Origin of the sequence: Catenovulum adriaticum (assembly GCF_026725475.1) — a bacterium.
Lineage (GTDB): Bacteria > Pseudomonadota > Gammaproteobacteria > Enterobacterales > Alteromonadaceae > Catenovulum > Catenovulum adriaticum.
Map to the genome: position 1 here is coordinate 2,103,606 of NZ_CP109965.1, position 22,317 is coordinate 2,125,922.

General features: G+C 41.0%; 15 protein-coding genes and 2 pseudogenes. 5 read left to right on the plus strand and 12 right to left on the minus strand.

Annotated features, from left to right (window positions below; translation table 11 throughout):
- The first annotated feature begins 11 nt into the window (after positions 1 to 11).
- Positions 12 to 803, plus strand: a complete 792-nt coding sequence (locus tag OLW01_RS09165) for a phosphotransferase family protein (RefSeq protein WP_268073569.1) — start codon at positions 12 to 14, stop codon at positions 801 to 803.
- 39 nt (positions 804 to 842) lie between these two features.
- On the plus strand, positions 843 to 1,295 hold the full coding sequence (locus tag OLW01_RS09170; protein ID WP_268073570.1) for a DUF3010 family protein: 453 nt from the start codon (positions 843 to 845) through the stop codon (positions 1,293 to 1,295).
- A gap of 1,115 nt (positions 1,296 to 2,410) precedes the next feature.
- Here the strand turns inward: OLW01_RS09170 and OLW01_RS09175 are convergent.
- A complete protein-coding gene (locus OLW01_RS09175; RefSeq protein WP_326498570.1) occupies positions 2,411 to 3,283 on the minus strand; it encodes a flagellar protein MotY in 873 nt (290 codons plus the stop codon).
- A gap of 217 nt (positions 3,284 to 3,500) precedes the next feature.
- Between OLW01_RS09175 and rnt the strand changes: the two genes are divergently transcribed.
- A complete protein-coding gene (gene rnt, locus OLW01_RS09180) occupies positions 3,501 to 4,169 on the plus strand; it encodes a ribonuclease T (RefSeq protein ID WP_428980187.1) in 669 nt (222 codons plus the stop codon).
- 657 nt (positions 4,170 to 4,826) lie between these two features.
- Here the strand turns inward: rnt and speD are convergent.
- From speD to OLW01_RS09195, 3 genes are all read right to left on the minus strand, one after another.
- Complete coding sequence (speD, locus tag OLW01_RS09185) at positions 4,827 to 5,606, minus strand: adenosylmethionine decarboxylase (protein ID WP_268073573.1); 780 nt, start codon at positions 5,604 to 5,606, stop codon at positions 4,827 to 4,829.
- A gap of 78 nt (positions 5,607 to 5,684) precedes the next feature.
- On the minus strand, positions 5,685 to 6,020 hold the full coding sequence (locus OLW01_RS09190) for a DUF3802 family protein (RefSeq protein WP_268073574.1): 336 nt from the start codon (positions 6,018 to 6,020) through the stop codon (positions 5,685 to 5,687).
- Positions 6,021 to 6,160: 140 nt separating this feature from the next.
- A complete protein-coding gene (locus tag OLW01_RS09195) occupies positions 6,161 to 7,309 on the minus strand; it encodes a MalY/PatB family protein (RefSeq protein WP_268073575.1) in 1,149 nt (382 codons plus the stop codon).
- Positions 7,310 to 7,544: 235 nt separating this feature from the next.
- Between OLW01_RS09195 and OLW01_RS09200 the strand changes: the two genes are divergently transcribed.
- Entirely contained in the window at positions 7,545 to 9,620 is a 2,076-nt protein-coding gene (locus tag OLW01_RS09200) for a YjbH domain-containing protein (protein ID WP_268073576.1), read from the plus strand.
- A 380-nt stretch (positions 9,621 to 10,000) separates the two neighbouring features.
- Positions 10,001 to 11,674 carry an asparagine synthase B gene (asnB, locus tag OLW01_RS09205; protein WP_268073577.1) on the plus strand — a complete coding sequence of 558 codons (1,674 nt, stop codon included), beginning with the start codon at positions 10,001 to 10,003 and terminating at the stop codon, positions 11,672 to 11,674.
- Positions 11,675 to 12,058: 384 nt separating this feature from the next.
- Here asnB and OLW01_RS09210 read toward each other — a convergent pair whose 3' ends face one another.
- The 8 genes and pseudogenes from OLW01_RS09210 to OLW01_RS09245 all read right to left on the minus strand — a co-directional run.
- Positions 12,059 to 12,511: an REP-associated tyrosine transposase gene (locus OLW01_RS09210; protein WP_268073578.1), complete on the minus strand. Its 453-nt coding sequence runs from the start codon at positions 12,509 to 12,511 to the stop codon at positions 12,059 to 12,061.
- Positions 12,512 to 12,747: 236 nt separating this feature from the next.
- On the minus strand, positions 12,748 to 14,172 hold the full coding sequence (locus tag OLW01_RS09215; protein ID WP_268073579.1) for a phosphomannomutase: 1,425 nt from the start codon (positions 14,170 to 14,172) through the stop codon (positions 12,748 to 12,750).
- 973 nt (positions 14,173 to 15,145) lie between these two features.
- A complete protein-coding gene (locus OLW01_RS09220; RefSeq protein ID WP_428980157.1) occupies positions 15,146 to 16,546 on the minus strand; it encodes an MBL fold metallo-hydrolase RNA specificity domain-containing protein in 1,401 nt (466 codons plus the stop codon).
- Positions 16,547 to 16,826: 280 nt separating this feature from the next.
- Positions 16,827 to 18,137, minus strand: coding sequence for a HipA domain-containing protein (locus OLW01_RS09225; protein ID WP_268073580.1), 1,311 nt, complete (start codon positions 18,135 to 18,137; stop codon positions 16,827 to 16,829).
- A gap of 7 nt (positions 18,138 to 18,144) precedes the next feature.
- Positions 18,145 to 18,474: a helix-turn-helix domain-containing protein gene (locus tag OLW01_RS09230; protein ID WP_268073581.1), complete on the minus strand. Its 330-nt coding sequence runs from the start codon at positions 18,472 to 18,474 to the stop codon at positions 18,145 to 18,147.
- A gap of 1,290 nt (positions 18,475 to 19,764) precedes the next feature.
- A pseudogene (locus tag OLW01_RS09235) lies at positions 19,765 to 20,406 on the minus strand (MBL fold metallo-hydrolase RNA specificity domain-containing protein); the annotation flags it as partial.
- Positions 20,407 to 20,423: 17 nt separating this feature from the next.
- Positions 20,424 to 21,535, minus strand: a protein-coding gene (locus OLW01_RS09240) for an IS3 family transposase (protein WP_268073582.1) whose coding sequence is annotated in 2 segments (ribosomal slippage) — positions 20,424 to 21,274 and positions 21,274 to 21,535 — 1,113 coding nt in all. Because the reading frame shifts where the segments join, the coding sequence is not laid out codon by codon here.
- 71 nt (positions 21,536 to 21,606) lie between these two features.
- Positions 21,607 to 22,245 (minus strand): annotated as a pseudogene (locus OLW01_RS09245) (MBL fold metallo-hydrolase); the annotation flags it as partial.
- Positions 22,246 to 22,317 lie beyond the last annotated feature (72 nt).

The following is a 22,317-nucleotide window of genomic DNA, read 5'->3' on the forward strand; positions in this document are numbered from 1 at the left end:
ACCTGCTATATATGCCTAATACTAGTATCCAAAATTTAAATCAAAAATCGTTGAGTTGGCTGCAAAGTCAACTTGGCGAATTTAAACAAATTACGCCGCTGACACACAACCACACTAATCAGTGTTTTATTGCGTATCCCAAACATCATCCAGCCGTTTTTATTAAGCAATTAAATTCTAAGATTTTATCAACAAACAGTTTTAAAAACGAACGAACGAGCCGACATTGGGCTCAGCAAATCACCCCAAAAATCACCCCAAATACCCTATACGAAAATGCTCAGCTAGGCTTAATCATCGATGAATTAGTTAGTAGCCGTAACACCTCGCCGACAATATCTGATCTTGTGAGTTTAATGAGCCAACTCCACCAACAAAACCTGCCTATCAATTCAAATATTATTCGCCAGCAAATTTTTAACGATATACAAAATTTATTAGCCGCGCTTAAACTGCCCGAGTATTCATTTAAATCCCTATTAACACAAGCTAAACAGCTGGATGAAAGCCAACAGGCTTGTTGTATTTGCCACGGTGATTTATCGTTTGAAAATATTTTAATTGGCGAGCAGCCTTATTTAATTGACTGGGAATATGCCAGAGTCGCCGAGCCCGCCTATGATTTAGCAGCAAGCATATTAATTAATAACTTAAACTCAAATTTACAACAGCAACTGATTACAAAATACTGCCAGCACAACCCACAACCCGAGCAAAACATTCTCAACAGAGTGCAACAATATTTAAAAGTACTAAAACCGCTTAACCAGCTTTGGTTTACCCACCAACATCAGTTACAATAACCAATTAACTATCAAATTAATCGATTGGATACCTTATTTATGAAAGCTTGTGGAGTCGAACTTAAAGGTAGCGAAGCTATCATTTGCATTTTAACCTTAGATCAAGGTTTGTTTGGCGTACCTGACTGCCGTACTCAAAAATTTGTTTTAACGGGTGCGGGACAGCAAGACACGCTCGATTTTCAATTTGCTTTTAAAAAATTAATGGAAGATTACCAAGTTGAGCAAGTGGTCATCAAAGAGCGTCCAACCCGCGGTAAATTTTCAGGCAGTGCGGCCGGATTTAAAATGGAAGCTGCCATCCAGTTAATTGAAAGTCTTGAAGTCAATTTACAAAACAATTCAGAAGAAAAAGCCAGTATTAAACGCAACCCTCTACCAGTAGATTTTAAAAGCACAGGGCTAAAAATGTTTCAGCAAAACGCCTTTACCACCGCCTACGCTTATTTAAATATTCAGTATTATGGTTTAGCCGAAAACGACCCTGAATAAAAAAACGTTTTAGATTAGAGAGTTGAGAATTTAGATTTAATATTAAAAAAACGTAGGGTGGTTTAGCGAAGCATGAGCATAAGCCACCGATTTGCACCAAATCAATTACCAATACCCCATCATTCCTTTGAACGACTGAATGGATTCAGGAGGTAGAATAACGCAGCGAGCAGTTATCGAGAAAGGAATCCAGCCGTCAACACAAATACCATTGCCAACCACAAAACAACACCAGCATTATTATTGCCTGTAAATCCTAAAACACAATCAAGATTCAAAATAGCCAAAGGGATACCCGCCGCCGCGGGCATGACGAGTGTGTAAACAGGCTTTATGAGTTTGTAGGGTGGTTTAGCGAAGCATGAGCGTAAGCCACCGATTTTCACCAAATCAATTACCAATACCCCATCATTCCTTTGAACGACTGAATGGATTCAGGAGGTAGAATAACGCAGCGAGCAGTTATCGAGAAAGGAATCCAGCCGTCAACACAAATACCATTGCCAACCACAAAACAACACCAGCATTATTATTGCCTGTAAATCCTAAAACACAATCAAGATTCAAAATAGCCAAAGGGATACCCGCCGCCGCGGGCATGACGAGTGTGTAAACAGGCTTTATGAATTTGTAGGGTGGTTTAGCGAAGCATGAGCGTAAGCCACCAAGAAGATTTGAGATGTGAGAATTGAGAAAACGTAGCCTTGATTAGCGAAACATGAGCGTAATCGAGGAAATACAATGTTAGGAACTAGGCCGCTGCGCTTCTAGGCGCTAGGAAAACCCAAACCTCTCAATTCTAAATTCTTATATCTGGCTTATACCACCGTAGACGCGAAGCTTGCTCGCGTTTTTATCGTTTTCACGCGATATAAAATCGCTGCCACATCACGTAGCAGCGGGTTTACCCCGCGTTTTAGGTTTATATGTGGCATGGGTGTATTACGTGCGCTATCGGCATTTTGCTCCCGGCAATGCTCTACGACCTATATCCCTATAGGCCAGCTGCACGCCTACAGGGTTTAAAAACCCAAATCTCTAAATTCTAAAATCTCGCCCCTAGCAGCGAAGCGTCCTAGCGCCTAGAAACCTAAAAACCTAAAAACCTACCTCAATTATGGTCTTTGCATTCTAATCACAACCCGGCGGTTTTTGCTGCGTTCAATAATATTTTGATTTGATGCTATATGCCGTTTTTCCCCAAAGCCTTCTATTTTAACTCTGTCTTTATCAACATTATGCTCAACAAAAAAGCTTTGAATGGCTGCAGCTCGTTTTTTAGAAAGTTCCTGATTATGAAAACGACCACCATAGCTATCGGTATAGGCGTCTACCAACACCAGCTCAAGCTCTACATCTTGCTTTAAATATTCGGCTATCATAGCCAAACGTTTTTTAGATGACTTACTCAACTCCGATGAATTTTTTTGGTACGTTAAAACCGTTAACGAAATGTCTTCAAACGAATAAGGCAATAAATTATCTAAACACAATAAAAACTCATCATAAGCCTGATGAAAATTCACCGCACTCACCCCAACAACCACCTTATCAAATTGGCTATACCAGTCTTGATAATAAAATGTTGGCGTCATCCCTTTTTCAAGCTCATTTAATAATATCCAAGCGGGCTTTTGGGTCAGCTCACCATCAAATTGCTTAAGTAATTTCATTTCAGTTACAGATTTACTTGCCACCCCAGGACGATAACTTGGCGGTACAGAGCTCACTTTAGCAAAGCTATAATTATCCGGCAGGCGTAACATATCCAAAGCAAAATTTAAATTAAGCGAGCGCCCTGCTGCACTAGAAAATACCGCTTTTCCATATCGCGGAATGGCGTGTTCTAAACGACACTGCAGGCGAGTTTGTTTTGAAAACTGCCATTTAGAGCTATCAATACTCGCTTGATAATGCCGCACATCGGCAAAACTTTGACAGCTAACCAAACAAAGTAATGCCAGCAAACCTTGGAGTCTGTTCATCATTTGCAAACCTTTAGACAAAATATTGACGATAAAACCAAGCCAATAACAAAATAACGCAATTTATTAAATATAAATGGAACGAAGCAATTATTAGACCAGTTATAAAATAACAAGGCGCTATATAAAAAGCGATAAAACCTTAAAGCTCAACTCGAAATTAAAAATCGTCTGATCTCAAACTCAAATTCTGGCATAATGGCATACAAATCTGTTAAAAATAAATGACATGTCTGAAGAAAACTTTAAACAAAGATTCCGTGGTTACTACCCTGTGGTAATTGATGTTGAAACCGCGGGCTTTGATGCAAATAATAATGCCTTATTAGAAATCGCTGCCACCCTAACCGAAATGGACGAAGAAGGTTATTTATACTGCGGTGAAACCGTACAATTTAATATAGAGCCATTTGAAGGCTCAGTATTAGAGCCAGCCGCACTTGAGTTTAATGGGATTGACCCAAACAACCCATTGCGAGGCGCTGTTAGTGAAAAAGAAGCCTTACAAGAAATATTTAAACAAGTTCGCAAACGCCAAAAACATTATGGCTGCCAGCGCAGTGTCATGGTGGCACATAATTCTGCATTTGATATGTCATTTGTTAATGCCGCGATTAAGCGTACCAATATAAAGCGAGTGCCTTTTCATCCGTTTGTGTCTTTTGATACCACCAGTTTAGCCGGATTAACCTTAGGTCAAACCGTGTTAGTAAAAGCTTGCCGTGCAGCCGGTATTGAATTTGATAGCAAACAAGCCCACAGCGCTTTATACGACACCGAAAAAACAGCCGAATTATTTTGCTACATGGTTAATAAATGGAAAGCATTAGGTGGCTGGCCCATCTCGGTTGATGTACCAGAAGAGGAAGAAAAACAACCCGATAAATAAAAAAGATTTGAGAGTTTAGAGTTGAGATTTGAGATTGTAGAAAACGTAGCCTTGATTAGCGAAGCATGAGCGTAATCGAGGATCAAGGTTAAAAACCACAATTGTACGATTACGCGCCCACGCCGCTAATCGTACCTACGGTGCTCCGTCATTCCTGCGCAGGCAGGAATCCAGCAAGCCCCACAAAACCTCAAGTGAAAAACCCAAACCTCTCAATTCTAAAATCTAAATTCTTATATCTGGCTTATACCACCGTAGACGCGAAGCTTGCTCGCGTTTTTATTTAGAAGGCAACGCTGGAGAAAATATCGCGTGCGCTATCGGCATTTTGCTCCCGGCAATGCTCCACAACCTATATCCCTATAGGCCAGCTGCACGCCTACAGGGTTTAAAAACCCAACCCCTAAATTAAACGTACGATTACGCACTCACGTGCTAATCGTACCTACGGTGCTGTTATAAAACACCGTAGACGCGAAGCTTGCTCGCGTTTTTATGTAGAAGGCAACGCTGGAGAAAATATCGCGTGCGCTATCGGCATTTTGCTCCCGGCAATGCTCTACGACCTATATCCCTATAGGCCAGCTTGACGCCTACAAGGTTTATAAAACCTAGCAGCGAAGCTCCCTAGCCCCTAAAATCCTAGCCCCTAATATCCTAACTAATATTTCTAGCGTAAAATATTTCTTGAATTTCACGTTGTAAGCCGCTTTTAGCTTCAGCAATTTCAGTCTCGCCCATTTCATTAATGCCACTACCAAACAAATAATGGGTTAGCTCAAAATCTTTTAAAACCATTTTGGTGTGAAATATATTTTCCTGCTCAATATTCACATCAATCATATCGTAAAGCTGGTGAATATCTGCCGACAAATAATCCTGAATCGACCGAATTTCATGATCAATATAATGCTTAATACCCGACACATCGCGGGTAAAACCACGCACCCGATAATCAACCGTCACCACATCAGAATCAAACGAATGGATTAAAAAATTAAGCACTTTTAACGGTGAAATAATGCCGCAGGTCGACACCTCAATATCTGCCCTAAAGGTACTAATGCCATTTTGAGGATGGTTTTCAGGATACGTATGAACACAAATATGGCTTTTATCTAAATGCGCAACAACCGACTCAGTTGCGGGTTTCGGCGGTGGTAACGAAGGTGTTGGTGCCTCACTCATTAAAATCGTGACACTGGCACCTTGCGGATCATAATCTTGCCTGGCAATGTTCAGCACATTAGCGCCAATCATTTCAACTACTTGATACAAAATATCCGTTAATCGATTAGCGTTATAGTGATGGTCGATATACTTCGCATATTCATACCGGTGAGCTTCGCTTCTTGCCCAGCTAATATCGTAAAGTGAAAAGCTTAAACTTTTAGTTAAATTATTAAAGCCATGCAATTTAATTTTTTCAGAAGACAAAACTAACAGACTCCCTTTATCAACAATAACACAGCGCTCAGTTCAAGCCCGACACTACCACCTCGCTCTAATACAAAGTTAAGCAAAAGCTGAATCAAATAAATTTTTAATTAACGCCGAAAATTCAATAATAAACGCTTTTTGAGGTTCAGTTGCTTCTTGCTCTAATCTTCGAGATAAAAACTCTTCTAAATCAGTCACAATAGCATCGGCTTCACGTACAACATCTAATCGAGTGTCTTGTGGCAAATCAGGATGCTGCTCAAAAAACTTCATCACATTGTCTGAGATTTTTTCTTCAATTAAACTTCCAATGGTTTGCCCGGTGGTTGCGGTATCTTGCGACTCAAATAAAGCAATGTTTTCAGTAAAATAACCTATTAGTTCAATATAGGCTTGAGATTCTGTCACCATAATATATTACTACTTATACTTACGATTAATCGTATGCCGTTAATTGGTTGGAAAAGGTGTAAACATAAAATATTACACCTCACTATCATTCATTAAACCTGTGTTAGCCACTTACTAAATAACCTTAACCCAAGTTAAGGTTATTTATCTAGTTGGCGATGTGCCGTTTTAATTCGCTCAACCGCCTGCTCTAACTGAGCTCGGGTACAAGCAAAATTAATACGCGCATATTGTGGCTCACCAAAATCACGACCGGGTGATGGGCCTACCCCCGCCTCTTCAAAAAAGCTTTGAACATCTTCAACCCCTAACTCTGAGCAATCAATCCAAGCTAAAAAAGTTGCTTCAGCTTTGCTCATTTTCATGCCTTTAAGTTGGCTGATTTCCTGATATAAATAATCGCGATTAGCACGCAAATATTCAATCAAAGCCTGATGCCAGTCATGGCCTTTTTCAAAAGCGGCTTCTGTTGCAACCAAACCTAACACCTGAACCCAAGGCACAATGCCCATAGCGGCGTTTCTGAACTGCATTCTTACTCGGCTATCAGGAATAATAGCAAATGACGCGCCCAAGCCCGCAATATTAAAAGTTTTGCTGGGTGCCATTAAACTAATTGAACGGCTTGAAATTTCTGCAATCGCCGGAGCCGGTATATGTTTCGCATTTTCGTCTAAAATTAAATCACAATGAATTTCATCTGAGCACAATAAAACATGATGACGCAAACAAATATCAGCCACTTGCTTAAGTTCAGCTTCGGTCATCACAGAGCCACCCGGATTCATCGGGTTACACATAATAAATAGTTTACATTTTGGATCAGCGGCCTGCTTTTCAAGCTCGGCCATATCCAACGTCCAACGACCTTCCACTAATACACTTGGAATATCCACCCGCTCACACTGGTTTAACGATGGCGCTTTTAATAAAGGAGGGTAATTTGGCACCTGAATTAATACTTTATCGCTCGGCTCACAATAGGCTTTACAAGCCACATTAAAGGCAGGTACTACGCCTGGCGTCCAAACAATCCAATCCGGTAAAATATGCCAGTTATGTTGCTTGGCAACCCAATCGCATACACTTTGATTTAATTCATCATAAGGCAAGGTATAGCCTAAAATGCCATGTTCTGTGCGTTCTTTAATCGCGTCAATCACCTCTTGAGGGGGTGAAAATTCAGCATCCGCTACCCACATAGGGATCACATCTTGCCCTTTGTATTTATCCCATTTAAAAGAATGAGTGGGCTTTCGGTCAATCACACGATCAAAATCAAATGACATAGTATTTCCTGTACTCTGTAGAATGTTAGTCAACCCAAAATAAAGGTAATGACAAAATTAACGCGTATTTTAAACCTAAACCCCTTTAAGATGCCAGTTTGCTGTATTTAGATTTCAATTTAGCCGACAAATAAAGCCAGATTCACTCAAATAACTGTTAACGTTAATTGAAACCGTTATACTATGGCACATTAAAAAATTCTTACACTTTTCAATAAAATTTACTTGGTGATTTATGCGTTTATTGTCGACAGGGATTGGCTTATTGATAGCGACAACCCCAGCTTTAGCCAACGAGCAGCCAATTGTTCAACCATCGTTAAATGGTTATGGCGGTTACTTTAATGTGCCTAGTGCCTATAACCTACAAGAAGGTTATGGCAGCATTATTTACAGCACCTTAACCGAACGTGGTGGTTACAAAGACACCCCCAATTATCAGTTTGGTGTGTCACTGTGGGAAAGCGTTGAGCTATCAACCCGTTTATCAGCATACACTCAAGATTCAAGTGGCAGCTCTGATTTATCTGCCAATGTAAAAATGCAAATTCCTTTTATTCCAGATGACTGGTTTAAGCTGGCAGTTGGCATTCAAGATTTAGGCGGCGCTGCAAATCATTATGATGCTAAATTTATGGTCGCCTCAAAATATTTTGCCGACTACAACCTAGATATTTCATTAGGTGCGGGCTCAAGTGATTCAAAACTTGATCGCATTAACGGCACCTTTGCCGCATTAAAATGGCAGCCTTATGAATGGGGTGCTATTTTGGCAGAGTACGACGCCACCAGCACCAACTATGGTATTGAGCTAGCCACCCCAAAAAATTGGTTATGGGGTGCGCAAATCATTTCAAAAGCTATGCTAGGTGCCAGCGATGATCAACTAGCAGACAACACCTTTTATTCGGTTGGCTTAAACGTGCCTTTAACTCGTAAAGCAACAGAAATTACGCCCACTCAACTAAAACAAATAAAACCCATTGAAACCGAACAAACCAGCAGCCTTGCGCAAACTTTATCAATGCTTAACAAAGCTTTAGTTCGCCGTGATTTTGACCAGTTTAGAATCGGCATGGCTGGCAACAGCCGCATTGTCGTTGAAGTTGATAACTCAGTTTATAGCACTAACGTGATTGATACTTACGGCGTGGTTATCGGTTTAATTAGCCAATATGCGCCTAATCAAGTTAAAGATTTTACCGTTAATATTAAGCAAAGTGGCGTGGTTGTTAACTCTGCATCGGGTAACTTAGCGCAATATCGCAGCTTTTTAAAAGGCGACGCACTTAAACTAAGCCAAAATAAACCTAATACCGATATTAACTGGTTTGAGTCTGAATCAAGCTTTTTTATAAAACCTAAAATCACCTTATACCCACATTTAAACTCAACCGTGGGCACAGAAGTAGGCATGTTTGATTACTCGCTCGCGTTAGCAAGCCATTTAGAACTTCCCCTTTGGAAAGGTGCTGCGTTTACCGCCCTGCATATTAATCAGCTTAAAGAGAGTAAAGACTATCGAGATGGTCGCGCATTTTCAGGCGGTCGTCAGCCAGACTCAGCACTCCTTAATGCAACTTTTCACCAAGTTGTAAATTTACCATTAAATTCACGTGTGTTATTTAATTACGGTAAATACGCACAAGATTTTGTTCAAACCAGTGTCGAAGCAGATTGGATAAGTGATTCGGGCGCACACAGAGTGAGTGTTTATGCCGGTAATTATAAATTTGAAGGCCACACAAGTTATGGCTACGACAGAAACTGCTTAAACGATCCAGATAAAGTCTTAATTGAGTGTTATAAAAAAATAGCCAGCGATATCGATCGAAAAATCAAAGTGGCTAAATATAGATATTACTCATCTAGTTTAGATACCAGCTTTTTAGCCAAGTATGGTCAGTTTTGGTCGGGCGATAAAGGCTATCATTTTATTGTCAGCCGACATTTTGATGATGTTGAAGTTAACTTTTCGTTTAAAGCCACCAAAGGGGCTCGCGAAGGGTTAAGTGGGTTCAATTACGAAGACGACTATCAAAAACAAGTTGGGATTGGCTTTACTGTGCCGCTTGGTCCACGTAAAGACTTTAACAACAAATACATTAATATTCGTGGCCGTGCAGACTGGAGTTACGTATTACACACCCTAGTAGGTGAAGAGCATAACGGCTTAACATTTGGCTTAGCAGACGAAGCCAGAAACTTTTATAACCTCAGCACCCACTTTAATAATTTTGACCGCAGCGGTTTAAATTATTTACAGCAAAACCAAGAAAGACTTCGCAGTGCTTTCTTTGAATTAAGATAGCTAAATTAACATAGCTTAACTTAAATGAACTAAACATAAAGCAGGCAAATTGCCTGCTTTATCCCCTCTGAAACGCACAATATATAAACGCCAAACACTAAACTACTAAATTACATATGTTCAGACTGATTTGGCTTTGGTATAATCACCCCTCTTAGCAAAGAAGCTAAAATACACGGATATAAGTACAAAAAACGCGCAACATCGGCTTATTTTGTACAAAATGGCTAAATTATCTAAAAAAATTAATTAAAAGCACCAATATATTCTTGTATTCTATTTTTTTATGAATATGCTGACAAACCTTACATTTCGAGTGATTAACTCGGTGATTTCGAAACTTTTAAGACTTATTGATTGAAGAGGGAGTAATAAACTCTATGTGTTCAATTTTCGGTATTCTCGATTTAAAGACTGATCGAGCTGAATTGAGAGAGACAGCAAAAGAGCTGTCAAAATTAATGCGCCACCGTGGCCCTGATTGGTCAGGTGTTTACGCAGGCGAAAACGCAATTTTAGCGCACGAGCGCTTAGCAATTGTAGATGTAAATTCAGGCGACCAACCACTCTTCAATCTAAATCGAAATCATGTATTAGCGGTTAATGGCGAAATTTATAATCACAAAGAGCTAGAAAAAGAATTATCAATTGATTTTACGTTTCAAACTAAATCTGATTGCGAAATTATCTTGGCTAAATATCAAGAAAAAGGCATTGAGTTTATTGACGAACTCAAAGGCATGTTCGCATTTATCCTTTACGATGAAACTAAAAACGAATATTTAGTTGCGCGTGACCACATGGGGATTATCCCGCTTTACATGGGTTGGGACGAACACGGTAACTTTTATGTCGCATCAGAAATGAAATCATTGGTTTCGACTTGTAAATCAATTAAAGAATTTCCTCCAGGGCATTATTTACATAGTGCCGATGGTGAATTACGCCAGTATTACCATCGTGATTGGATGGAGTACGATGCCGTTAAAAACAACGCAGCAGAACCAGCTGATATTAACGCCGCATTAGAAAAATCAGTTAAATCACACCTAATGTCAGATGTGCCATACGGTGTATTATTGTCTGGTGGGTTAGACTCGTCGGTGATTTCATCTATTACCCAAAAATTTGCCGCAAAACGCATTGAAGAAGACGACCAAGGCGATGCTTGGTGGCCAAAACTTCATTCATTTGCAGTTGGTTTAGAAGGTGCGCCTGATTTAAAAGCAGCCAAAAAAGTAGCTGATGCCATTGGCACTGTTCACCACGAAATGACTTACACAGTTCAAGACGGTATCGACGCCATTAAAGATGTTATCTACCACCTTGAAACTTATGATGTAACCACCATTCGTGCATCAACCCCAATGTACTTAATGGCGCGTAAAATTAAAGCCATGGGGATTAAAATGGTTTTATCAGGCGAAGGTGCTGATGAAATTTTTGGTGGTTATTTGTATTTCCACAAAGCGCCAAACGCAAAAGAATTTCATGAAGAGCTTAACCGTAAATTAAACAAACTACATATGTTTGATTGCTTACGCGCAAATAAAGCCATGTCAGCTTGGGGTGTAGAGTCACGAGTACCCTTTTTAGACAAAGAGTTTATGGATGTTGCCATGCGCATCAACCCAGAAGCTAAAATGTGTAAAGATGGCAAATCTGAAAAACACATTTTGCGTGAAGCCTTTAAAGATGGTTACTTACCAGATGATGTTTTATGGCGTCAAAAAGAACAATTTAGTGACGGTGTTGGTTACAGCTGGATTGACAGCTTAAAAGAACATTGTGCCGAAAACGTAACTGATGATCAGCTAGCCAGTGCGCAGCACAGATTCCCGCACAATACGCCAGATACCAAAGAAGCTTATTATTACCGAAGCATTTTTGAAGAACACTTTCCACATCCATCATGTGCTGAATGTGTACCAGGCGGTAAATCAGTAGCCTGTAGCACACCAGAAGCACTTGCATGGGACGAAAGCTTCTCAAAAATGGCCGACCCTTCAGGTCGCGCGGTAGCAGCCGTTCATAACGACGCTTACAACAAATAAGCTTACCTTAGTAGCAGCGATTTTATATCGCGTGAAAACCAAAAAAACGCAGTCCTCGAAAGAGCACTGCGTTTTTTGTTTCCATAAATTGTTATTGATCCGGTGTTGCTTGACACGCGAGCAAGCTTCGCGTCTACATATAATCCAAAATCAGAATTTTAAACCACACCGTAGGCGTGCAGCTTGCGTACGCGATACACGGAAGTTTAAATTGCCGATAACGCACGCGATTTAACAGGCAATTCCGCTTTTAAAATCATCTACCCAATTATCAAACAGCACCGTAGGCGTGCAGCTTGCGCACGCGATACACGGAAGTTTAAATTGCCGATAACGCACGCGATACGCCGATCTCGCATGTAAAACTCGATATCCCTTTCGCGCCTATAAATAAATACAATCCCAAAACGGATATTCTTCAACGCGATTAACCAATCCTGCTCTTAATGGGTTTGCAACAATATAACGAGCTTGAGCGACCAAATCTGATTCTTGCCTAATTTGGTGATCATAATAATTTGATTGCCAAATTTTGGTATGGGTAACACCTGATTGATTTAATTTAACTGCGGTAAAACTCTTATACTGCTTAACTAAACTTGAAAGTTCTACTGATCCCTGAAGCTGAAACAACCAATGCAAATGATCCGGCATAACCATGTAGCAAACATTTTTTACTAACCCTTTTTGCTCAAAAGCCATTAGCGCTTTTGTTGCAACGCATCCATTATCAAAATTTTGAAAAATTTTTTGTCGTTGATAACAACACAGAGTCACAGAATAGAATGAAAATGCTTTAGAAATCCGTCCTTTCAACCTTTTCCTTGATGAAAACATAAAAATCCTTTTAAACCATGTCACATATAAACCTAAAACGCGAGCAAGCTTCGCGTCTACATATAATCCAAAATCAGAATTTTAAACCACACCCTAGGCGTGCAACTGACCTATAGAGATATAGGTCGTAGAGCAATGCAGGGAGCAATTGCCGATAACGCACGCAATACACCAATGTCACATATAAACCTAAAACGCGAGCAAGCTTCGCGTCTACAAAATTATCCGACCCCAATTCAAACTTTTACAATATTACCCAACACTTTATTGGCTAATTTTATTGCAACATCAACATTATCTGATTCGGCATAACACCTTAACTCGGGTGCATTGCCTGATGGTCTTAAATGAATAATATTGCCATCAGATAACGTCATTCTTAAACCATCTGTCGTATCTACCTTAGCAATAGAAACGTCTTCAAACCCTAACTTAACCAATAAATCTTCTGGCGATTGCTTGGCATTGGCAATAATTTGCTGGCTTTTTTCAGTTGCAAAATCTTTAATCCGATCACTATGGGTAAAACGCGGTGGCAATGCATTCACTAAATCTGCCACTGTTTTATCTTGGCTGGCCGCTAACAACATTAATGCAGGTAACACCGCATCACGGGTTGGTAAGGCTTTTAAAATTTGTCCGTTCAACTCAACATCTGAGCCTAATAAAAAACCACCATTTGCTTCAAAACCAGCAACCGATGAAAAAACTTGATTAAGCTGCTCAAATTCAGCAATCACATAAGGCGAGCCAATTTTAGTCCGCTCAACCTGCTTAAAAGCACCGCAAGACTCAATCGCGGTATTACAACTCACTGGCACAGCTAAAGCTTCAATGTTCATCGCTTGTGCGGTAATCAAGCCCAAAATATCGCCACGCAACCACTCGCCATTTTCACCCGCTAATAAAGGCCGGTCGCCATCACCATCGGTTGAAAAAATCAAATCAAAGCCATGCTCTTTAGACCAAGCCAAAGCTTTCGCTTTATCTTCATCAGAAACCGCTTCGGTATCAATCGGTACAAACTGATCACTTCGCTCAAGCGAGGTAACTTGAGCCCCTAAACGAGTAAACAATTGAGGATATAAATCGCGGCCCGCACTAGAATGCTCATAAATACCTATATGTTTACCCGCTAAAAAATGCTCGTTAAATAACGATGTATAACGTTCAACATATAAATTAGCAGCCGACTCATCAACCGTTAATTCAGGCAAATCACCCAGCGAGTCAAACTCAACCTCACCATTGTTAATGCCCTGCTCTTCTGCTTTGGTTATTTCTCCGTCAGGACGATAAAACTTTAAACCATTGCGATCAAACGGAATATGACTCCCTGTAACCATAATACACGGAATATTATCTTGCATAGCAGCATAGGCTAATGCCGGCGTTGGAATAACCCCATAATATACAGTTTCAAGCCCCAGTTGGTTTAACGCAGCACCACAAGCCTGTGCCATTTGATAACTGCTTGGCCGGTTATCAACCGCCAAAGCAACACGCTTAAATGTAAAATTTAACTGCATTGATGCAACAAACGCATGCGTAAAAGCCGCACACACATCAGCGGTAAAATCAGTTACCAAACCGCGTGCCCCACTTGTGCCAAATTTAACCCCTGAGTTTTCCAATACCGTTTTGGTGATTAGTTTAGTCATTAATCTTCAACCTTAATTTTATCTTCCAATTTTTTTAAGCAACCCGTTTTAATCAGCGATTTAAACCCAAACGAGGCTAAGCAACTTAAGTTTACCTTTTTTTATATTTAGATTGAGTTTTTTTGTATTAAATAATGCAGTTTTTTGAATCGGTACCCGTTACCACCGGGAAGGCGCTAGGTTTCAGGTTTAAAACCGCCCTCCCCGCAAACACAAAATTGGCATAAAACACCGTAGACGCGAAGCTTGCTCGCGTTTTTGGGTGTAAGGCAACACCGAGATCAATTACCGAAATCTAGCATTTAAAAGCAATACAAAAATATATTCGCCCAACAAACACCGCGTGCGCTATCGGCATTTTGCTCCCGGCAATGCTCTACGACCTATATCCCTATAGGCCAGCTTGACGCCTACAAGGTTAAAAACCCAATGCCTAAATTGAATGTACGATTACGCACTCACGTGCTAATCGTACCTACGGCTTTAGAGAATTGAGATTTGAGATTGTAAATTAAAAAAATGTAGGGTGGTTTAGCGAAGCATGAGCGTAAGCCACCAGGAAGATTTTAGGATTCAGGTTTCAGGTTTAAAACCGCCCTCCCCACAAACACAAAATTGGCATAAACCACCGTAGACGCGAAGCTTGCTCGCGTTGTTGGGTGCAAGGCAACACAGGAGCAATTACCGAAAACACCGCGTGCGCTGTCGGCATCTTGCTCCCGGCAATGCTCTACGACCTATATCCCTATAGGCCAGCTTGACGCCTACAAGATTAAAAAACCAATTGTTACCAACAATGCCTAAATTGAATGTACGATTACGCGCCCACGCCGCTAATCGTACCTACGGTGTTAAAATCTCAAATCTAAATTCTCAAGTCTCTGTTCCCCTAGCCCTAAATCCTAGCGCCTAAAACCTAGCAACCTAGAATCCTAGAATCCTAGAATCCTAGAATCCTAGAACCTCAATAACCCTACTTCCCAATTTCAACTTCAACATGATCGCCTAACAATTGATAATACTGCTCGGCTAAAGCCAATTTGGCTTCGTCATCACCGTGCACAATCCTAATATGCGTGGGGCGATAACGCATACGTTTAACAAAATTCACCAAATCTTTTTGATCCGCATGTGCGCTATAACCAGACAAAGTATAAACCCCAGCTTTAATATCAACCCGTTCATCATCAATAAACACATAACCACCCCGCGGGCCATACTGTTGAATATCACGCCCCGGCGTGCCTTTTGCCTGATAACCCACAAACAAAACGTCGGTGCGTTCATCAGGCAACAATGCCTGCAAATAATTCATAATACGCCCGCCACTGCACATACCCGATGCCGCAATAACAATACAAGGCGAGCCCTTACGCTTAATATAATCAATCGCCGATAAATGCTCAGCGTGGCTATCAATGGTATACAAATTTTCAAAATCGAGCGGATGCCTACTTTTAGCCAACTTAGCTTTAGCCTCGGCATCCCACAAACTAGATAAGTTTCGATAATGGCGCGTAAAATCAGCCGCCATTGGCGAATCTAAAATAACCGTTAAATCCTGCCAAATATCACACTTACCCGAACGGCTAATAATATCTTCAATTTCATACAACAACTCCTGCGTACGACCAATACTAAATGCCGGAATTAACACAGCCCCTTGATTTTGCAAACACCGCTCAACCACAGCTTTTAATTGTGCGCGCCTTTGCTTTCGACCAACATGGCATTTATCACCATAAGTTGACTCTATCACCAAAGTATCTGCCCGATACGGCGATTTAGGGGCTGGCAACAAAGGCGTATAAGGCGCGCCTAAATCACCCGAAAAAACATACCTGTGTTTAAAATCATGGTGTTTAACATCAACCTCAACATAAGCTGATCCCAAAATATGCCCCGCTGGCTGAAATTTAATTTTAACGCCATCCATGCCTTTAAGATTAACCCATTGCTTATATGCCACTGGCACAATCAAAGACCGAATCACTTTTAAAAATGACTCAACTAAATGTTTATCACGAGTAATCTCCAGCTTAATGGCGTCTTCAAGCACCATAGGCAACAACTCAGCCGTTGCTTGAGTGCAATAAATTGATTCACGAAAACCAGCCGCAACTAACCAAGGAATACGCCCAACATGATCAATATGACAATGCGTAACCACCAAAGCTTTTATGTTTGATAAATCGAAATTAATTTGAGGCGAATGAGCACCCGCCTTACCCGAAACCTCAGCCCCTTGAAACGAACCGCAATCAACCAAAATAGCCTGATGAGGAGAAATGTTTAATTGATGACACGAGCCAGTCACACCATCGACCGCCCCATGATGAATAATCCCCGGAGTTTGCATAACTTTTTGATTCATAGATAAATCCCTTTAAATAAAGCCAATTTAAAGTTTAGGAAATAACATGAAAAAAACAAACAAAAGATAAAATGAAAAGTTAAGAAGAAAGATTTGAGACGTGAGAATTGAGAGTTGAAAAAACGTAGCCTTGATTAGCGAAGCATGGGCGTAATCGAGGTTCAAGGTTAAAAATCACAAATGTACGATTACGCGCCCACGCCGCTAATCGTACCTACGGTGTTAAAATCCCCCCCCCTAGCAGCGAAGCGCCCTAAAACCTAGCGTGTAAATCCAAATTTTATCGGCTTAGCCTTTTATACCGCTTTATAGCTTCAAGCGTATTTGCCTCAATCACCTCTGCTACTTCTATCGCATCATCACCATATTTTTCACACTTACGTTTAGCCACATCCAAAGCGCTAGGTACCACTTCCAACATCTGATTGATTATGCCAAGCGCATCATCTTCAGCTATTTTGAGTATTTTGGACTGGTTCAACCAATGACGAGGCATAATTTTATGCCACTTATAATATTTTTTACTGCCACGCACTGACATGGCCATCTCAATTTTCTTTGCCTGAAACTCACCCTGACCTACATATGGCCAGACCGACATCACATCATAAAAGGGGGTCAGGGTATAACCTTCACTATCAATAAACACACTAAAATTTTTTGCATGACCATCAATAGCACCAATTAACCAAAACAAAAAATGCGAGGCAAAAAAGTCATGGATATCCTGCTCTGGGTATCTGGACGTTCGCAAAAAATCAACCACTTCTTTCGCGCTTGGTCCACCTTTATCTTCATACTTAGATCCCGAAGACACGCCAAGTGCCTGACACAAATCTTCTTGTGCTACTCGATAGATTTTCTTTTCGTCAATCAGTCTATCAAAGCGCTCAACAATCAAAACGGCTTCATTTTCGAAACGCTCAACCGTTGTGTTAGCTGTATCAAACCCACAAGCTTGAAGTAGGCTCATACAAAAGAATTCATTGTATACGCTGTTACTCATATCAACCCGCTCATCACGGCTAACGATTGATGGCTTGAAAATATGAGTTGTTGGCGTTTTACCTTTTGGCAAACCCCACCTGCCATCCCAACGGGTTAAGGCTGTTTTATCTTGTGCACCAGCAATAGATATACGAAAGCTATTAGTTTGTGACATGCCCAAAGTGCCAAGCCGTGTTTGTTTTATTTGCTCGCTCACTTCTTGTTCTGAAAGGTATTGCAAATCTACTTCAGGCACACCACGGGTATCTATTTCGTGTGAAAATGTGAGCGCCCCCACGCAATCTCCCCCCACCGCCTGAAGCAAATCAAAAGGCTTGACGCTATTAGCGCCCAACCTATCAACCACATGCTGTCTGACGATTTGTTCATCTGGCAATAAATTATCAAAATAAGACACAACCTGGTCACCTTGTTGCGGTTCATATACCAAAGGGAGTGATTGAGATATTGGGAAAGCTTCTGGATTCTGTAAATATTGCTCTGAATATTGAAATGCCAGCTGATTACCTTTGCGCGTTAATGTGCCGACATAAGTACTGTTTAAACTACAGTGCAACACTTGTGATAATTTTTTTCGTCCCATACATGGCCTACTTGAGCACTTTTATTTTCTTTATCGTTTTTTGATTTGGAATATTTTTAGTCAATATTTCATTTGATCTAAATCCAGCTGAGGCGACGCCTTTAAGCGTAGCGTCTGACTCCAAGCCCAAGTGCGCATCCTTCACGTCTAGTTTTAATCCAAGCGAAGCGAGAATGGTAAAGAGATTCGATACCGTAAATTCGCCACCCCTTTCAATCTTTGAAATAGTCACTTGTGAAAGGCCCGTTTTCTTTGCCAAGTCTGATTGTGACCAATTACGATTTAAACGTTTAGTTTTGATAGCTGCTGATAATTGCTTTAGGTTTGTTAAAATCACCTTACTCACCATTAATAACTATAGTTTATAATTTATCTTTTATAAACTATAGTTATTAAACAGTCAATTATAAACCATGGTTTATGTAAAGTCATTACCTACCGATGAACACGCGATTCCACCCGTAGCCTTGATTAGCGAAGCATGAGCGTAATCGAGGATCGAGGTTAAAAATCACAAATGTACGATTACGCACTCACGTGCTAATCGTACCTACGGCTTTAGAGAATTGAGATTTGAGATTGTAAATTAAAAAAATGTAGGGTGGTTTAGCGAAGCATGAGCGTAAGCCACCAGGAAAATTTTAGGATTCAGGTTTGAGGTTTAAAACCGCCCTCCCCGCAAACACAAAATTGGCATAAAACACCGTAGACGCGAAGCTTGCTCGCGTTTTTGGGTGTAAGGCAACACCGAGATCAATTACCGAAATCTAGCATTTAAAAGCAATACAAAAATATATTCGCCCAACAAATATCGCGTGCGCTATCGGCAATGCTCTACGACCTATATCCCTATAGGCCAGCTTGACGCCTACAAGGTTAAAAAACCAATTGTTACCAACAACCCCTAAATTGAATGTACGATTACGCGCCCACGCCGCTAATCGTACCTACGTCTTTCGAGAATTGAGATTTGAGAATTGAGATTTGAGATTGTAGATTCAAAAAATGTAGGGTGGTTTAGCGAAGTATGAGCGTAAGCCACCAAGCAGGTTTTAGGATTCAGGTTTTAGGTTTCAGGTTTAAAATATCGCGCCAGCAAGCTTGACGCCTACAAGGTTAAAAAACCCAACCCCTCAATTCTAAAATCTAAATTCTTATATCTGGCATAAAACACCGTAGACGCGAAGCTTGCTCGCGTTTTTGGGTGTAAGGCAACATCGAGATCAATTACCGAAATCTAGCATTTAAAAGCAATACAAAAATATATTCGCCCAACAAATATCGCGTGCGCTATCGGCATTTTGCTCCCGGCAATGCTCTACGACCTATATCCCTATAGGCCAGCTGCACGCCTACAAGGTTTAAAAACCCAAACCTCTAAAATCTAAATTCTTATATCTGGCATAAAACACCACAGACGCGAAGCTGGCCTAAAAACGTAGCCTTGATTAGCGAAGCATGAGCGTAATCGAGGATCAAGGTTAAAATAACAATTGTACGATTACGCGCCCACGCCGCTAATCGTACCTACGGTGTTAAAATCTCAAATCTCAAATCTAAATTCTCAAGTCTCTGTTCCCCTAGCCCTAAAACCTAGCAACCTAGAATCCTAGAACCTCAATAACCCCTACTTCCCAATTTCAACTTCAACATCATCGCCTAACAATTGATAATACTGCTCGGCTAAAGCCAATTTGGCTTCGTCGTCACCGTGCACAATCCTAATATGCTTGGGCCGATAACGCATACGTTTAACAAAATTCACCAAATCTTTTTGATCCGCATGCGCGCTGTAACCAGACAAAGTATAAACCCCGGCTTTAATATCAACCCGTTCATTATCAATATAAACATAACCACCCCGCGGGCCATACTGTTGAATATCGCGCCCCGGCGTGCCTTTTGCCTGATAACCCACAAACAAAACATCGGTGCGTTCATCGGGCAACAATGCCTGCAAATAATTCATAATACGCCCGCCACTACACATACCCGACGCTGCAATTACAATACAAGGCGAACCTTTACGCTTAATATAATCAATCGCCGACAAATGCTCAGCGTGGCTATCAATGGTATACAAATTTTCAAAGTCGAGCGGATGCCTGCTTTTAGCCAACTTAGCTTTAGCCTCGGCATCCCATAAACTAGATAACTTTCGATAATGGCGGGTAAAATCAGCCGCCATTGGCGAATCTAAAATAACCGTTAAATCCTGCCAAATATCATGCTTACCCGAACGGCTAATAATATCTTCAATTTCATACAACGGTAATACACCCATTTTTAATTGACGCTAAAAGTAGAAGGTTGCGTTATTAAAGCCTGTTTGTATTTCGGTGGTATGCCACCAATTGCCTTATTTGGTCGTTCATTGTTGTAAAACCATAGCCATTCTGTCGCATGATCTTGCACTTCGGCAATACTGCTGAATAAATACTGGTTCAGCCATTCGTAGCGAACGGTGCGGTTATACCGCTCCACATAAGCATTTTGCTGTGGGTTGCCTGGTTGGATAAATTTTAGTTCAACATCACGTTTTTCAGCCCACTCAGCCAATAACGCACTGATATATTCCGGGCCATTGTCACTGCGGATTTGCCTGGGCTTTCCACGCCATTCAATAACTTGATTGAGAGTGCGGACAACACGTTCAGCTGGCAGCGAGAAGTCTACTTCAATCGCCAGACCCTCACGATTAAAATCGTCAATGATATTGAGTAGCCTGAAGCTGCGGCCATCAACAAGCTGGTCATGCATAAAATCCATAGACCAACACTGGTTTATCGACTCAGGCACAGCAAGTGCTTCAGGTTTATCCCGTTTTAAGCGCTTCTTAGGCTTTATGCGCAGATTAAGCTCCAGCTCCCGATAAATCCTCAACACCCGCTTATGGTTCCAGCCAAAACGTTTCACATTACGTAAAAAGTAAAAACACATACCAAAGCCCCAACTGCGGTGATTTGTCGTTAGCCAAAGCAGCCAGTCAGCAATTAGCGCGTTCTCGTCACTCAGTTTGGCCTGATAGCGATAACAGGTTTCGCTAATCCCAAACAAGGAACACGCTAACTTGATGGCAATGGAATGGTTTTGCACCGCCTTTTGCGCCAACTCCCGTCGGCGCGACGGCTTTACCACTTTTTTTCGATGGCCTCTTTGAGGATTTCAGCCTTTAGTCGCTCCTCGGCATACATCTTTTTAAGCCGTGCATTTTCGGTTTCCAGCTCTTTTAATCGGGCCATCATGGACGCATCCATGCCGCCAAACTTGGCGCGCCATTTATAAAAGGTAGCCGAACTCATGCCATGCTCGCGGCATAGCTCCGGAACCGGCGCACCGGCTTCCGCTTGTTTTAAAATTGCCAGGATTTGGCTGTCGCTAAATTTTGATGTTTTCATGCAGAATCTCCTGCGTTTATGTTACGAGAAAATTCTACTTTTGACGTCAGTTATTTTTAGGGTGTATTACCCAACAACTCCTGCGTACGACCAATACTAAATGCCGGAATTAACACAGCCCCTTGATTTTGCAAACACCGCTCAACCACGGCTTTTAATTGCGCGCGCCTTTGCTTTCGCCCAACATGGCATTTATCACCATAAGTTGACTCTATCACCAAAGTATCTGCCCGATACGGCGATTTAGGAGCTGGCAACAAAGGCGTATAAGGCGCGCCTAAATCACCCGAAAACACATACCTGTGTTTAAACTCATGGCATTTAACATCAACCTCAACATAAGCTGATCCCAGAATATGCCCCGCTGGCTGAAATTTAATTTTAACGCCATCCATGCCTTTAAGATTAACCCATTGCTTATATGCCACTGGCACAATCAAAGACCGAATCACTTTTAAAAATGACTCAACTAAATGTTTATCACGAGTAATCCCCAGTTTAATGGCATCTTCAAGCACCATAGGCAACAACTCAGCCGTTGCTTGAGTGCAATAAATTGATTCACGAAAACCAGCCGCAACTAACCAAGGAATACGCCCAACATGATCAATATGACAATGCGTAACTACCAAAGCTTTTATGTTTGATAAATCGAAATTAATTTGAGGCGAATGAGCACCCGCCTTACCCGAAACCTCAGCCCCTTGAAACCGACATTGATCAGACGATCATTCAATAATTTTATTTTTAGGGATCGTCAGATCCTCTTAAAAAACATAAAA

Excerpts from the sequence above, each read along its gene's own strand:
- OLW01_RS09165 (WP_268073569.1), top strand. The coding sequence starts at position 12 with ATGCCTAATACTAGTATCCAAAATTTAAATCAAAAATCGTTGAGTTGG.
- OLW01_RS09170 (WP_268073570.1), top strand. The coding sequence starts at position 843 with ATGAAAGCTTGTGGAGTCGAACTTAAAGGTAGCGAAGCTATCATTTGC.
- OLW01_RS09175 (WP_326498570.1), bottom strand. The coding sequence starts at position 3,283 with ATGATGAACAGACTCCAAGGTTTGCTGGCATTACTTTGTTTGGTTAGC.
- OLW01_RS09190 (WP_268073574.1), bottom strand. The coding sequence starts at position 6,020 with ATGGTGACAGAATCTCAAGCCTATATTGAACTAATAGGTTATTTTACT.
- OLW01_RS09195 (WP_268073575.1), bottom strand. The coding sequence starts at position 7,309 with ATGTCATTTGATTTTGATCGTGTGATTGACCGAAAGCCCACTCATTCT.
- OLW01_RS09200 (WP_268073576.1), top strand. The coding sequence starts at position 7,545 with ATGCGTTTATTGTCGACAGGGATTGGCTTATTGATAGCGACAACCCCA.
- asnB (WP_268073577.1), top strand. The coding sequence starts at position 10,001 with ATGTGTTCAATTTTCGGTATTCTCGATTTAAAGACTGATCGAGCTGAA.
- OLW01_RS09210 (WP_268073578.1), bottom strand. The coding sequence starts at position 12,511 with ATGTTTTCATCAAGGAAAAGGTTGAAAGGACGGATTTCTAAAGCATTT.
- OLW01_RS09215 (WP_268073579.1), bottom strand. The coding sequence starts at position 14,172 with ATGACTAAACTAATCACCAAAACGGTATTGGAAAACTCAGGGGTTAAA.
- OLW01_RS09220 (WP_428980157.1), bottom strand. The coding sequence starts at position 16,546 with ATGAATCAAAAAGTTATGCAAACTCCGGGGATTATTCATCATGGGGCG.
- OLW01_RS09225 (WP_268073580.1), bottom strand. The coding sequence starts at position 18,137 with ATGGGACGAAAAAAATTATCACAAGTGTTGCACTGTAGTTTAAACAGT.